We start from the raw sequence: 14,782 nt of genomic DNA on the forward strand, positions 1-14,782 counted from the left end.
CATCGCCTTCTTTGCTTTTAATTCAATCTAGATTTTGTCTATTTCTTTTAAAACAACCGTTGCCAAACAATCGATGAATTCAGGTTTAGCATTTGGCATTTCCGGACGGTAATAGCTGACACCAAGCTCTTCTGTTACAACCTTACATTCATAGTCGTTGTCATATAGAACCTCTAAGTGATCTGCCACGAAACCTACTGGAATGTAAACAAATGCTTTGTAGCCTTTTTCATTATATAAGTCTCTTGTTAAATCTTGAACATCTGGACCTAACCATGGCTCAGGTGTATTTCCTGCACTTTGCCAACCAATTTCATAATTTTTTACACCTGCAGCTTCTGCGATTAAATCTGCCGTTTCTTGTAGTTGGCTAGGATATGGGTCGCCTGCAGCAATGATCTTCTCGGGAAGGCTATGTGCTGAAACGATTAATACTGCATTTTCACGTTCCTCATCAGGCATTGAAGCAAAAACTTGTTTCACCTGATTTGCCCAATACTCGATAAATTTAGGCTCTTTATACCAGCTCTCGACAGAAGTAATTGTTAGTCCGCCAAGTTTTTCTGCTTCTTCTTTGGCGCGACCATTGTAGGCTTTTACGCTAAAGGTTGAAAAATGAGGTGCAAGTACTAGACTCACTGCTTCTTCAATATCATCTTTATTCATTTGCGCAACTGCATCCTCTATGAAAGGCTCGATATGCTTTAACCCTTGGTACATTTTAAACTCAATATTATCTTGAATATGATTTAAATGCTCCTCGAGTTTTTTAGCTTGTTCAGTCGTAATTTTAGCGAGTGGTGAAATTCCACCAATCGCTTCATAACGACTTTGAAGGTCTGCAAGCATTTCTGGTGATGGCTTTCGACCATGACGAATATGTGTATAATACCGTTCAATATCCTCTTCTTTATATGGAGTCCCGTATGCCATTACGAGTAATCCCATTTTCTTTTTTGTCATTTATAACACCTCTGAAACTAGATTAGTTACGTTTCGAATATTCATGAATGAATGTAGTCAGACGCTTTAGTGTCTCTGGTTTCACATCAGGGAATACGCCATGGCCTAGGTTGAAGATATAGCCTGGTTGCTGCATTCCTTGGTCTAAGATTTCTTTAGCTCTTTCTTCAATGACTTCCCAAGGAGCTAATAATATGGCAGGATCAAGGTTTCCTTGAACTGTTTTTGTGATTCCAAGCTCTCTTGCTTTCATAATTGGCAAGCGCCAATCCAATCCGACGACATCAACTGGGAGATCATGCCACTCTAATGCTAAATGACTAGCCCCTACTCCGAACATGATTAGTGGCACGTTTTCCTCACGAAGTTCTGAGAAAATTCGATGCATGACTGGTTTTATGAAATGACGGTAGTCTGCAACATTTAATGCCCCTACCCAAGAGTCAAAAATTTGTACAGCTTTTACACCTGCAGCTATTTGTGACTTTACATATGTAATCGTCATTTCTGCTAGTTTATCCATTAGGGCAAACCAGGCTTGCGGCTCTTGATACATGAAAGCCTTCGTTTTATTATAGTTTTTTGAAGGTCCACCTTCAATCATATAACTTGCTAGAGTAAATGGTGCCCCTGCAAATCCGATCAATGGTACTGATAGCTGTTCTGTTGTTAAAAGCTTAATTGTCTCAATTACATATGGAACATCCTCTTCAGGATGAATTTCTCCAAGCTTATCAACGTCCTTAACAGAACGGATTGGGTTACTAATCACTGGACCAACACCTGATTTGATCTCAACGTCCACTCCAAGTGCCGGAAGTGGAGACATAATATCCTTATAAAGAATTGCAGCATCCACATCATATTGTTCAACTGGAAGTCTGGTGACATAAGCACATAATTCTGGTTGATGGGTAATTTCAAATAGGCCGTATTTTTCTTTTATTTTTCGGTATTCAGGTTGGGAGCGTCCTGCTTGACGCATAAACCAAACTGGCACATGTTCAGTCTTCTCACCTCTTGCCGCCCTTAATAATGTATCATTAAAACCCTTTTGCATATGTATTTACCTACCTTTCAACATCTTCACACAATAGTTACCATAATAGCACAAATAAATTTCATTTATTAAATATATGTTTCATTTATCCTCACTCTATCACTATAATTGTTTCTACTATCCTTGTATATAAAACCGGGGCAAATGTCAAAAATTTGACGAACATTAAGGGTGGTAAATAAAACACCACCCTTTTTTGTTTTATTTATTTGAGAAAAATGTAGGCTTCACAGATTGTGATTGTGTACCTTCTTCCTTTGTTTGCGAATTATAAGGAACGATAAAGTAGGAAGGCATCGAAAAAATATTTACATTTTCAATTTCATAGCCTCCAATTCCTCTAACAGAACCCACATATTCAATAGACCTCGAATTCTCCTCGTAAATTCGATATTCAATCCGCTCATCTTCTGAAGGTGTCCAATTTAGAGAAACCGTAAATAGCCCTAGCGGCTTAAACGTTAAATTGGCTTTCACATTATCGATTTCGGATAATCTTATTGGTTGCTCGAGCTCTTCTACATCCATTGGTGCAGAAAAAGCTGTGGCATTTTTCAACTCTGATTGATCGAGAATTTTCTTGAACAGTTTCGTTGGAGATGAACTACCTCCTTTTAAATAATGGGTTGCATCTGCCCGGTCATAGCCCATCCATAAAGCACCCACTACAGAAGGGGTATATCCAACAAACCATGTATCTTTAATTCCGTTTTCCACGCCTGGTAAATTGGTTGTCCCCGTTTTACCAGCAAGTGCGCCTGAATAACTCCCTACTCTTGCTGTTCCATTATCGACAACACCTTCAAGCATTCTTGTCATGTACCATGCTGTTTGTTTTGTAAACGCCTCACTCTCATGGGCGGATGCCTCTCCAATTACTTTTCCCTCTCGATTTTCTATTTTGCTAATCACATGTGGTTCAATGACTTTTCCTTCACGGGCAAAGGCTCGATATGCTTTTGCCATTGCAATTGGAGAAATTCCCTCCTTCAGTCCACCTAAAGCAATCGATAGGCCTTGATCTGGAATGGTGATTCCTGTTTTTGTTAAATATTCTTTAGCCGTATCAATTCCGAGTCGGTCAAGCATCCATACAGCAGGTGCATTTGCAGATTCGATTAATGCATCATACATCGTTATTTTCCCTTTATAAATTCCTGATATATTGCTTGGTGCATATTCACCATAGGATAGTTTCTTATCAACCAGCATCGAATACGGTTCAAATTCATCTTCTTCTAATGCAGGTCCATATACTGCAAGTGGTTTTATTGTCGATCCTGGCTGGCGTTTAATCACAACTCGATTGATGCCCCGACTTACATAGTGCCTTCCCCCGATACTAGCTAAAACTCCACCAGTATCATTGTCGAGTAACACGAAAGCACCTTCGACTTGGTCATCGATACCTGGAAAATTCTTTTGATCTTTAAATAGCTCGTAAGCTGTTTTTTGAATTTCTAAATGAAGTGGAACTGTGATTGTATAACCACCTCTTAGTAATTCTTCATTTGATAATTTATAGCGTGACTTAGCCTCTTCAAACACCATATCGATATAGGTTAATAAAGCTGGATCTCTATCTACCTCATGAATATCCAAAGAAAGCGTCTTTCCTTGGACCCTTACAGCCTCTTCGGGTTGCAAAAACCCTCTTTTCTCCATTAAGTTAATAACCAAATCCCGTCTCTGTTTACTTTTTTCAGGATTTAGCACAGGTGAATAAGTTGATGGCGCTTTTGGGATTGCTGCAAGCAGAGCCCCTTCATCAACCGTTAAATCACTTACATTTTTATTAAAATAAAACTTTGATGCAGACTGAATGCCATATGCACCATGCCCAAAATAAATTTGATTCAAATACATTTCAAGAAGTTCCTGTTTACTATATTCCTCTTCTAAATTGATAGCGATAATTAATTCCTTTGTTTTTCGAAGAAACGTTTTATCGTTTGTAAGGAACACATTCTTAGCAAGCTGTTGAGTAATTGTACTGCCACCCTCTACTTTTCCACCGGCAACAATATCCTTATAGATCGCCCTACCAATCGCCTGAACGTCGATACCATGATGCTTATAAAATCGAGTATCCTCAACCGCGATAAATGCATGTTGGACATATTCCGGAATATCTTTAATTGGTACAATGTCGCGATTTTCATAATAGAGCTTTGTAATAAATTGTCCATCCTCATCGACTAGTTTTGTTGCAGAATTCATGACCAGCTTTTTGTCATCAATGACATAGTCACCTGCATATATGATAAGCAAATACCCACACAATCCAAGGACAAATGAACCGGCAATAACAAAAAGTGAGAGAAATAATTTCTTTTTCATACAGTGACCTCCTTGGAATAATGATTACAGATGTTTTTAAACATTTTTTCGATAAGTTTGTTATGTTATCTTTTAGTATAACTGTAAAAGTTTCTCACTATGTATAGAAAAGCGCAAGGCGCCTGCCTATCGGCGACAAACACAATATAAGCGCTGACAGAACGCTTTTTGCCTTCACAAGCTAATTAGCTTGTGACCTCGAGCCGATGGGCGTCTGGAGCTCGACATTGCAAATAAAGGAGGAGTTACGTGAATTTTTATATTGCGTTTGGGACAGTTGATTTTTTAGATAAGCTTAATAAAAAGCATAAAAAAGAAAATATGGCTGTGTTTTACAATAATGAAACTGCCATCTTACTTCATGAAACGACTAAGAAATCCATTTTTGCTGCACCGCGAAAATTTGAAGTCCTCACTGGTTCGGGGACTATTCAAGATGCAGGTTTTGCTTCATTCACATATGTACCAGTGACCGATGAAGGGAAGCCACTCTTTGAATACAACATCACACAAATGAAGTCACTATTTCAAAACACATCCGGATTTATTGCCTTTCGCGCACTTCGTCCAATAAAAAGCGATACCTTTGTCGTTGCAAGCTTTTGGTTGAAAGAATCTTCTTATTTGGATTGGACCCGTTCTCCAGCCTTTGAGGAGCTTGAACTAGTAATTGAAAAAACGAAAGCAGGTTTAAACAAAACTATCTTTTCTGGACCTGCTTATACAAAGACTTTTCACTCATTACAAGGTGATTAATATTTTTTTGCACTTCTCACACCTTATCCCCATCAACATATTCTGTATTACAAACATGGGTAAATGTGTAGATACCTTTGCTTGAATTTATTCGGAATGGAAGAATGGGGGTTTTACAATGTTAGTGGAATTAACCTCCCTGCATTGGATATATGTTTCGTTTATCCTTTTAATCATCGGCTTTATGGTGATGAGGAGAGACACCTCACTTATATGTATCATCGGTATCTTTTTACTAGCCATCACCGCAACCGGATCGATAAGTGCTTCGATAAGTGGTGTCTTTAATAGCTTTATTTATGCAATTACCGAGTTACTCTCAACCATCCTTGTGATATCAATTATTGTGTCGATGAGTAAGGCGTTAACTGTTACGGGAATCAATGATGTCATGATAGCTCCTTTTGCAAAACTGATACGTTCCCCGGCACTTGCTTATTGGACAATTGGAATTGTGATGATGGTAATTTCATGGTTTTTCTGGCCTTCTCCTGCTGTTGCCCTAATCGGTGCTGTTCTTCTACCAGTAGCAATGAGGGTTGGTTTGCCAGCATTAGGAGTCGCAATGGCCATGAACCTATTCGGTCACGGCATTGCATTGTCGAGTGATTTTATCATTCAGGCAGCTCCAAAGCTTACTGCCGATGCTGCGGGTCTCGAGGTATTGGAGGTTGTCAAAGCAAGTATTCCATTAGTGTTTGTAATGGGGATTGTGACTACAGTCGCAGCCTACATTTTCCTTCGTCGTGACATGCGAAAGGGCACCCTTTCAGTTGGTGGAGAATCAAATTATACAAATCCATTAACAAATGAACTTTCAAAACAGGAAGAACAAGAACTAAGAAAATTATTATCTCCATCAGCAAAACGCTTCTTCGCAATCTTAATCCCAATCCTATTTGCCTTAGATGTAGCCGCCATGTCTACATTAAATCTTTCCGGTGGAGATGCAACAGCACTTATCGGAGGCACATCCATTTTTATTCTTCTTCTCATTTCACTCGCCGCGCATAAAAATGCTGGGCTAGAAAAGACTACAACCTATTTAATTGAAGGCTTCCAATTTGGATTTAAAGTATTTGGCCCGGTTATCCCAATCGCTGCCTTTTTCTATCTTGGCGATTCTGGTTTTATGAAAATAATTGGTGACTTCTTACCTGAACATTCACAGGGGATCGTGAACGACCTAGGAGTTAGTCTTGCATCTGTCGTACCATTAAACGCACCAGTCGGAGCAATTACCTTAACGACAGTAGGTGCAATTACCGGATTAGACGGATCAGGATTTTCAGGAATTTCGTTAGCTGGATCACTAGCTGCATTGTTCTCATCGGCCCTCGGTGCTGGTGCAGCAACCTTAACCGCACTTGGCCAAATCGCAGCAATTTGGGTTGGAGGAGGAACCTTAGTCCCATGGGCACTAATTCCTGCAGCTGCAATATGTGGAGTTGACCCATTTGAACTTGCTAGGAAAAACTTATTGCCAGTAACAATTGGGTTGGTAGTAACAACGATTGTAGCGATGTTTTTAATATAATATTATATAACAAGTTAGTTATCATAAAAAAATTAAAGCCTCTCCATTTGAGAGGCCTTTTCCATAATATTACTTATCTGACAATAAAGTTCTAGCGATCTCTGTATCTAATTTTTCGAAATCGTAATAACTAATTGTTTCATATAAGTCTTTTCTTGTTTGCATTCTATCTAGGAATTCCTTCTGAGTGCCTGTGTTTTTAATTTCGTTATAAACATCCTCGACAGCCTTCGCTGCTACTCGTAGTGAGGTGACTGGATAAATCACCATGCTGTAACCAAACATTTCAAACTCATTTGCACGATAATAAGGTGTTTTCCCAAACTCTGTCATATTGGCTAGTAATGGTGCTTTCACCATACTTTTCACTTTATGAAACTCTTTCTCTGAAGTTAATGCTTCTGGAAAAATCGCGTCAGCTCCAGCTTCTATATAAAGATTTGCTCTCTCGATCGCTCGATCAATTCCCTCAACAGCAACAGCATCTGTTCTAGCAATTACGATTAAGGATGGAGCCACTTCTTTAATAATTCTTATTTTTTGGGCCATGTCTTCAGGACTAACAAGCTTTTTCCCATTAAGGTGGCCACATTTTTTCGGTAAGTCTTGGTCTTCAATTTGTACCGCTGCTACCTTTGCTTCAACCATTTCTCGCGCTGTTCTGGCAGCATTAAGAACTCCACCAAAGCCTGTATCTATATCGACTAAAAGTGGTAGGTTTGATGCACGAATTAAATCCTTTGCACGAGAAGCAATTTCCTCAGAAGTTACAATCCCCAAGTCAGGAAGTCCCCTACTCGCGGTATATGCTGCTCCTGACAAATACAAAGCTTCAAATCCGCACTTTTTTGCAAGAAGAGCACTTATTCCATCATGTGCACCTGGAATTTGCATAATCGTGGGTTCTTCCATTTGTTTACGAAAAGCCGAAGCTAGTTCTTCTTGACTTCGTTCTTTGTCAACAATCCAAGCCATTTCATTCACCTCATTTTGAACTTTAGTCTCTCTTAGATAACTAGCTTTGACATAAAATCATTAACGTTTATCTTAGATAGTTTTTCTAGGTCTCCACATAATTCATAGATTTCACTAGCTTGCTTTTGTGGGAAACGTGTTTCTAAATTATCTACAAACTTTCTTTCTAATAATGGAATCCCTTCATCACGTCTGAAACGGTGCCCAAGCGGATATTCTCTTTCAATATTTGCTGTAGCTGTTCCATCCTTAAAGAAAATTTGAACTGCATTCGCTATTGACCTCTTATTTGGATCTAAGTAATCTTCACTATATTGTTTGTTTTCAACTACTTCCATTTTATCGCGTAAAGTGTCAACTCTTGAATCTCTTGCTGTTTCATCCTCGTAGTGATCAGCATTTATTGTTCCATATAATAAACCAATCGCGGCAATATATTGGAGACAATGATCTCGGTCTGCCGGATTATGCAAAGGACCTGTTTTATCAATAATACGAATGGCTGATTCATGTGTCGTAATTACAATTTTATCAATGTCATTTAATCGATTAATAATTTGTGGGTGTAATTCAACTGCACATTCTGCAGCAGTTTGACCATGGAATTCAGCCGGATATGAGATCTTAAATAGAATATTTTCAATTACATAAGAATTTAATGGTCTTTCTAATGTAATTTCTTCTCCTCCAAATAGAACATCCTGGAATCCCCAGTTTGGTGCAGAAAGCGCTGTTTTATATCCCATTTCCCCATTTACAGCCATTAAAGCAAGGCGAACAGCACGGCTTGTTGCATCACCTGCAGCCCATGATTTACGAGAGCCTGTATTAGGGAAATGACGATATGTTCGTAAGCTTGAATTATCAATCCATGCATTTGATAATGCATTCATGACTTCTTCCTTAGTTCCTCCAAGCATTGCCGTAACAACAGCGGTAGAGGCAATTTTCACAAACAGAACATGGTCTAAGCCCTTACGATTTAAACTGTTTGTTAAAGCAAGGACACCTTGAATTTCGTGTGCCTTTACAATAGCTTCGAGAACTGTTTCCATCTTAAGTGGTTCTTTTCCCTCAGAAATCTGTTTTCGGCTAAGATAATCTGCCACAGCTAGAATTCCACCTAAGTTATCTGATGGATGTCCCCATTCAGCAGCTAACCAAGTGTCATTGTAATCCAGCCAACGAATTGCACAGCCAATATTAAAAGCAGCATGGACTGGATCTAACTCGAATTGAGTGCCAGGTACTCTACTACCGTTTGGAACAACAGTACCCGGTACGATTGGACCTAGATGCTTAGTACACTCTGGATATCTTAGAGCTAAAAAGCCACAACCAAGGGTATCCATCAGCACATACTTCGCAGTTTCAATTGCTAGTTCACTTTCGATAGGCTGATTTAACACGTAATCAGCAATCTTTTCAATAATTTCGTCTGTCTTTAGATTTGGATTTGTTTTAATATCTTGCATTCTATATTCCTACCTTTCATTCGTTTATGCGTCAATTGATGTGTCTATATTGTTTTTCTTTTTTCTACTACGGAAAATTGGAACAATAAATGAAAGTAGCGCGATAAGTAAAAGCGCACTTGAAATTGGTTTTTGAACAAAAATGAGTAAACTTCCATCTGAAATTGTTAAAGCCTGTCGTAGCGATTGTTCCATCATGCCACCTAGAATAAATGCTAATAACATTGGTGCAGCAGGGAATCTAAAATACGCCATAAAATAACCTAGAAGTCCAAAAGCTACCAATAAGAATAAATCAAATGTTCTAAAGCTGATTCCATAAACACCGATTATACAAAAGATCACTACCAACGAAATAAGCATTGGACGTGGAATTTTCAATATTTTAGAGATATATGGGATTAAAGGTAGATTCAGTATTAAAAGAATCACATTCCCGATATACATACTCGCGATCACACCCCAGAACACATCTGGGTGATCATTCATTAAAAGTGGGCCAGGTTGCACGCCTAGAACGATTAACGCCCCTAGCATTACTGCTGTTGTCCCAGATCCAGGTATCCCTAAACTAAGTAGGGGTACGAAGGCACCGCTTGAGGCACCATTATTCGCGGCTTCAGGAGCTGCTAATCCAACAATTGATCCCTTACCAAACTCATGAGGCTTTTTAGAAAGCTTCTTTTCAGAAATATATCCTAAGAAGGAAGCAATCGTTCCTCCCGCTCCAGGTAAAACCCCGATTAGAAAGCCCATTAATGACTGTCTTCCCATTGGTACAGCTAATTCTTTATATTCCTCCTTCGACAACTTAAGACTTCCAAGTTTATTTGAAAAATTACCACTTTCTTTACGTTCAAAAATAAGGGAACTAACTTCTGCTAAAGCAAATAACCCTAAAGCAATGACTAAAAAATCAATTCCTTCTAGTAAATTTACATTGCCAAATGTAAATCGTGTTGTACCCGTTTGACCATCAATTCCGATTGTTGCCACAATAAATCCAAGAGTTGCGGAAATTAACGCTTTTACCGTTGAGCCTTCTGCAAAGCTTGACACCGTCATGAGTCCCATGAGCATTAATGCAAAGTATTCTGCAGGACCAAATGAGATTGCTACATTTGCAAGTATCGGAGCAAAAAGTGTTAATAAAACAACACTTATTGTTCCTCCAACAAACGAAGCGATCGCGGCGATAGCTAATGCTTTACCTGCCTTCCCTTGTTTCGCTAGAGGATATCCATCAAAGGTTGTTGGTACAGACATTGATTCACCAGGTGCATTTAGAAGGATTGAAGATGCAGCACCCCCATAAGCCGCCCCGTAATATACCCCTGCCATTAACAATAACGCCATAGCAGGATCCATACCGTATGTAATTGGTATCATAACTGCAATCGCCGTTATCGGACCTAATCCCGGGATCATTCCAATTAATGTCCCAATTACCGCTCCTAAGAATACAAATGTCAATCCTTGTAAACTTAACGCAACTTTAAAACCAGTAATTATTCCATCAAAAATGTCCATTGTGCTTCCCCCTTTCTAGAAAGGCAATATACCTTGTGGTAGTGCGATTTGTAAGAATTTGCTAAACAAAAAGTAGATTGCTAGAGGGATAGCTAGAGAAACGATTAAGTTACTTTTCCACTTTTTATATCCCAAAAACCATGAGTTTCCAAAAATAAAGATTGCCGTTGTCAATATGAACCCTAAAAATTCAAGAAGAATAATAAATAGTAGTACAAACCCAAGGACCGTGAGGATTACTTTCTTTTCACTATTTGGAATTTTTGTCTTATCTTGTGTATGATTATCTTTTTGAAAATATAGTAAAATCGCTAGGAATAATAATATAAAACCTAATGTAATAGGTACTGCATCTGAATCAACTGGAACATAAGGATAAGCAGGTAAACTAAAAGCTAACACTAAATATCCTATTGATACTAAAGTTAGAACAAGTGATATTTTTTTATTAACGGTATTTAACATATGTGCACCACCTTTTTTAAAAGGAGCCAATGATTTTTTTCATCGGCTCCTATCTTGACAAATATTACTTTCCTAATCCAAGTTCATCAAGAAGCGCTTTCATGGAATCTCTTTCTTCAGCTAGGAATTTCTTGTATTCTTCATGATTCATATACATTGGAGCCCATCCATATTGCTTACGAATGTCTGCCCATGCATCTGATTCACTTAATTCTTTAAATTTCTCTTCGTAATACTTAACTGCAGCTGGATCCATATCAGGTGTTCCGAAGAAACCTCTCCAGTTTACAAATGTTGCGTCAATATCCTGTTCTAAGACAGTTGGGAAGTCTTTTAATACATCACCTTCTAAACGTTCTTCAGAAGTAACACCTAGTACCTTAATTTTCCCTGCTCTAACCTGTTCAACAGTTTCAGCAACCCCTGTAGAGAAAACTTGTACACTTCCATTTAAAAGCTGAGTTAACGCTCCGCCATCCTGGTCTGATACATATTTAATTTTTGTAATATCTACACCAGCAGCCTTAGCAACCTTAATAAATTGAATGTGGTCCATACTTCCAGGTGAGGAAGCACCAACTACTGAAACGCTTGCTGGATCTTTCTTCATATCTTCAAATAATTCATTAAGATTATTCCACTTCGCATCTGCACGAACAGCAATTGCAGCATAGTCAGCAATTACGTTTGCAATAGGAGTAAAATCTTCAAAATCAAATTCAGATTGACCATTTAGTGGAACTAATAACATTGGCGGTGAAGTTACAAATAAGTTATATGGGCTATCCTTTAATGAATGGATGTATGCCCAAGCAACTGCGCCTCCACCTCCAGGCTTATTAACTACCCCTAGTCCTTGATCGATAATCTTTTCATCTTCAAAAACTTTTGCAGCCATACGTGCAGTTGTATCCCAACCGCCACCTGCTCCAGCTGGAGCCACAATTTCGATGGCTTTTTCTGGTGCCCAACTTTTCGCTGATTCGTTGTCACCTGATTTTTCTGAATCGTTTCCTTTTTCCCCTGAGTTATTTGAAGTTGAGTTGTTTGAACAAGCCACTACAAATAACACTAAAAGGATCGAAAGAATAGAAAGTACTTTTTTCATAAAATCCCCCTCTTATTTTTAAAAACTATTAAAGGTTATGCAGTTCCTTTAATAAAGAAATAATATCTGACATTTTTTATTGTGTAACCGTTTTCAATTTAATGAATTTAATGTGTTTTTTGAACATTAAGTTCATTTTGTTCACAATAACTTCACAATTGCCCCAAAAAAAGAACCTAGAGAATGTTCTCTAAGTTCTTAATTATAATTTTATCTAATTACCTATGTAGTACTTACAAAAGAATCCGATACTTTCTTTCTGGTCTGCCTACGATTCCATATTCGAGTTCTGCTGTAGCCTTACCCGTTGAAATGATATATTCTAAATATCGTCTAGCAGTTGTTCTGGAAGCACCCATTCTTTCTCCCATTTCTTCTGCAGAAATACCATTCGTAACCGTTTTCATGATATCAATCACCTTTTGTAAAGTTAAAGGGTCAATCCCTTTTGGCATACCTTCATTTTGTTTAACAGGTGGTTGTGAGTTCCCGAAAATTGAGTCTATTACATGTTGATTCACTTCTGATTCAGCATCCAATAACTGTTTTCGCCTTTTATAATTTTCAAGTGTTGAAATAAATCGATCAAGCGTAACTGGTTTTATGATGTAATCGATGACCCCATTTCTTAACGAACGTTCAACCAATTCTTTTTCAGTGGCCGCCGTAATCATAATGACATCTATATGTGGAAAGTCACTTCTTATAATCGGTAGCAAATCAGTTCCAAGTTGATCCTGCATATAAATGTCGAGAAGCAATAATTCCACTTTTTCTTTCTCTAATAGCTTAAGAGTTTCTTGCCCTGTCAATGTTTTCCCTACCACTTTAACGCCTTCAATTTTCATTAGAAACCTTTCATGGATTGATGCAACTCTGAAATCATCTTCTGCAATCGCAACTCGAATCATATTGTACCCCCTTAACTTACATTCTTCATTTCCTTAGGAATAAAGATTGAAAAAACGGCTCCTCCACCACTCACATTGTTTATTTCAATTGTTCCCTTTAATTCAGTAACGGCCTGCTTTACACTAGCTAAACCGAATCCCCTATTTTTACCGTGTTTAGTTGAAAAGCCAATTGAGAAGATATCAGATTGTTTTTCAAAATCGATGCCATTTCCTGTATCTGCTACTTCAAAAACAATATCATTGCCGATATCCGTTGTGAAAAAAGTAACTTCTTTTTTACCGTTGTTTTTCATTACTTCTTCAAATGCGTTATCAATTATATTTCCTAAAATCGTAATTAACTTCGATAAGTCAACATGTTTTGGAAGCGGTTTTAAAAAACTATTAGGATCGATTGTAAAAATTATTTTATGCTCCGAAGCTTTTCCAATTTTACCAAGCATTATAGCTTGAACTTTATGATCAAGTATCTGTTCGAAAAGAATTCTACTTTGAACTTGGTGATTTGATGATTCCATTTGAATGAAATCGATTGCCTCTTGATATTCACCTAACTGGAGTAAACCCGATAAAGCGTATAACTTATTTGTGAATTCATGCGTCTGTGCTCGCAAATCCTCAGAATACTTTCGAACCTCCGAAAGGGTATTAACCATTTTTGTAATTTCTGTTTTATCTCTAAAACTTGCAACTACTCCTACAATCCTATCTTTCTCGATGATCGGTGTCCTATTTACAATGACAACTCGATCCTTTAGAATCATTTCTCGATCACTTTCAAGCAAACCTGACTTCAGAACCCGATACATTTCAGTATTTGGAATCACTTCTTCTATTGGCTGATTTATAGTACCCTCTGTAATTCCAAGAATATTTTGTGCGGTATTGTTCATTAAGGTTATTTTACCATACTCATCTACAGCTATTATCCCTTCTTTTATCGAATATAAAATGGCATTTCGCTCTCTATACAAAGAAGCAATTTGGTGTGGTTCAAGCCCTAGAATATCTTTACGGATATTTTTTGCTAGGAGAATCCCACCACCAATTCCAAGTATCAATACGAAAAAGGCAATCAGGCTATATTTAATTAATCTATTTGAAATTACTGCGCGTATATCCTCTTGCATGAAACCAACAGATACAATTCCGATGACATTCCCTTCTGTATCAAAAATTGGTGCTTTCCCACGTAAAGACGGACCTAAAGAGCCTATAGCCTTAGATGTATAATACTCACCATCTATTAAAGCTTGATCATTATCGCCGCCAACCATCTTTTTTCCTATTTTCCATTCCTGCGGGTGCGAATAACGAACACTATCCTTATTTCCTACGATGATAAATTCCGCCCCTACTTCTTCTCGTATTTGTTCAACAATAGGTTGAATGACTTCTGCGGGGTCTGCCAATTCAAAGGCTTCTTGAATATCCGGCATAAATGAAACCGTTGTGGCGACCTGTAGAGCAAGTTGGCCCATATTTTGCTCCGTTTGTTTTGACTCAAAATAAGAAAAGATTACTGTTAAAAAAACAATGACAAATAATAGCAATGATATAATCAGTACTAGAAGTTTCGTTTGTAATGTGACTCTCAAGATGAGCACATCCCCTTCTACTTTAGATAGAGTCTTTATTCTCATTTTATGCTGAATAGTC

At 37.9% G+C, this 14,782-nt stretch carries 12 protein-coding genes; 2 read left to right on the forward strand and 10 right to left on the reverse strand.

Annotation, left to right across the window (positions count from 1 at the left end):
* Positions 1-27: 27 nt before the first annotated feature.
* From hemH to V7097_RS05395, 3 genes are all read right to left on the reverse strand, one after another.
* On the reverse strand, positions 28-963 hold the full coding sequence (gene hemH / locus V7097_RS05385; RefSeq protein WP_335702575.1) for a ferrochelatase: 936 nt from the start codon (positions 961-963) through the stop codon (positions 28-30).
* 22 nt (positions 964-985) lie between these two features.
* Positions 986-2,023: a uroporphyrinogen decarboxylase gene (gene hemE / locus V7097_RS05390; RefSeq protein ID WP_438824200.1), complete on the reverse strand. Its 1,038-nt coding sequence runs from the start codon at positions 2,021-2,023 to the stop codon at positions 986-988.
* Positions 2,024-2,224: 201 nt separating this feature from the next.
* On the reverse strand, positions 2,225-4,363 hold the full coding sequence (locus V7097_RS05395) for a transglycosylase domain-containing protein (protein ID WP_335702576.1): 2,139 nt from the start codon (positions 4,361-4,363) through the stop codon (positions 2,225-2,227).
* 249 nt (positions 4,364-4,612) lie between these two features.
* Between V7097_RS05395 and V7097_RS05400 the strand changes: the two genes are divergently transcribed.
* Positions 4,613-5,119: an antibiotic biosynthesis monooxygenase family protein gene (locus V7097_RS05400; protein ID WP_335702577.1), complete on the forward strand. Its 507-nt coding sequence runs from the start codon at positions 4,613-4,615 to the stop codon at positions 5,117-5,119.
* Between the two features lie 118 nt (positions 5,120-5,237).
* A complete protein-coding gene (locus V7097_RS05405; protein WP_335702578.1) occupies positions 5,238-6,656 on the forward strand; it encodes a hypothetical protein in 1,419 nt (472 codons plus the stop codon).
* A gap of 69 nt (positions 6,657-6,725) precedes the next feature.
* Here the strand turns inward: V7097_RS05405 and prpB are convergent, their stop codons facing one another.
* The 7 genes from prpB to V7097_RS05440 form a co-directional block, all read right to left on the reverse strand.
* Positions 6,726-7,631, reverse strand: coding sequence for a methylisocitrate lyase (gene prpB, locus V7097_RS05410; RefSeq protein ID WP_335702579.1), 906 nt, complete (start codon positions 7,629-7,631; stop codon positions 6,726-6,728).
* A gap of 32 nt (positions 7,632-7,663) precedes the next feature.
* A complete protein-coding gene (locus tag V7097_RS05415) occupies positions 7,664-9,106 on the reverse strand; it encodes a bifunctional 2-methylcitrate dehydratase/aconitate hydratase (RefSeq protein WP_335702580.1) in 1,443 nt (480 codons plus the stop codon).
* 24 nt (positions 9,107-9,130) lie between these two features.
* Entirely contained in the window at positions 9,131-10,636 is a 1,506-nt protein-coding gene (locus V7097_RS05420; RefSeq protein ID WP_335702581.1) for a tripartite tricarboxylate transporter permease, read from the reverse strand.
* Positions 10,637-10,651: 15 nt separating this feature from the next.
* Positions 10,652-11,101, reverse strand: a complete 450-nt coding sequence (locus V7097_RS05425) for a tripartite tricarboxylate transporter TctB family protein (protein ID WP_335702582.1) — start codon at positions 11,099-11,101, stop codon at positions 10,652-10,654.
* Between the two features lie 64 nt (positions 11,102-11,165).
* The gene (locus tag V7097_RS05430; RefSeq protein ID WP_335702583.1) at positions 11,166-12,209 is read right to left on the reverse strand and encodes a tripartite tricarboxylate transporter substrate binding protein; all 1,044 of its coding nucleotides are present in this window, start codon (positions 12,207-12,209) and stop codon (positions 11,166-11,168) included.
* Between the two features lie 233 nt (positions 12,210-12,442).
* On the reverse strand, positions 12,443-13,120 hold the full coding sequence (locus tag V7097_RS05435; RefSeq protein WP_335702584.1) for a response regulator: 678 nt from the start codon (positions 13,118-13,120) through the stop codon (positions 12,443-12,445).
* Positions 13,121-13,131: 11 nt separating this feature from the next.
* Positions 13,132-14,766 (reverse strand): sensor histidine kinase, encoded by a 1,635-nt coding sequence (locus V7097_RS05440; protein WP_335702585.1) that lies wholly within the window; start codon positions 14,764-14,766, stop codon positions 13,132-13,134.
* Positions 14,767-14,782: the final 16 nt, after the last annotated feature.

Origin of the sequence: Bacillus sp. JJ1562, assembly GCF_036962705.1 — a bacterium.
Classification (GTDB): Bacteria; Bacillota; Bacilli; order Bacillales; family Bacillaceae_L; genus Ferdinandcohnia.

Bases quoted from the DNA above. Each gene is read 5' to 3' on its own strand.
- V7097_RS05395 (WP_335702576.1), bottom strand. From the start codon at position 4,363: ATGAAAAAGAAATTATTTCTCTCACTTTTTGTTATTGCCGGTTCATTT.
- prpB (WP_335702579.1), bottom strand. From the start codon at position 7,631: ATGGCTTGGATTGTTGACAAAGAACGAAGTCAAGAAGAACTAGCTTCG.
- V7097_RS05420 (WP_335702581.1), bottom strand. From the start codon at position 10,636: ATGGACATTTTTGATGGAATAATTACTGGTTTTAAAGTTGCGTTAAGT.
- V7097_RS05440 (WP_335702585.1), bottom strand. From the start codon at position 14,766: ATGAGAATAAAGACTCTATCTAAAGTAGAAGGGGATGTGCTCATCTTG.
- V7097_RS05415 (WP_335702580.1), bottom strand. From the start codon at position 9,106: ATGCAAGATATTAAAACAAATCCAAATCTAAAGACAGACGAAATTATT.
- V7097_RS05435 (WP_335702584.1), bottom strand. From the start codon at position 13,120: ATGATTCGAGTTGCGATTGCAGAAGATGATTTCAGAGTTGCATCAATC.
- V7097_RS05430 (WP_335702583.1), bottom strand. From the start codon at position 12,209: ATGAAAAAAGTACTTTCTATTCTTTCGATCCTTTTAGTGTTATTTGTA.
- hemE (WP_438824200.1), bottom strand. From the start codon at position 2,023: ATGCAAAAGGGTTTTAATGATACATTATTAAGGGCGGCAAGAGGTGAG.
- V7097_RS05425 (WP_335702582.1), bottom strand. From the start codon at position 11,101: ATGTTAAATACCGTTAATAAAAAAATATCACTTGTTCTAACTTTAGTA.
- hemH (WP_335702575.1), bottom strand. From the start codon at position 963: ATGACAAAAAAGAAAATGGGATTACTCGTAATGGCATACGGGACTCCA.
- V7097_RS05405 (WP_335702578.1), top strand. From the start codon at position 5,238: ATGTTAGTGGAATTAACCTCCCTGCATTGGATATATGTTTCGTTTATC.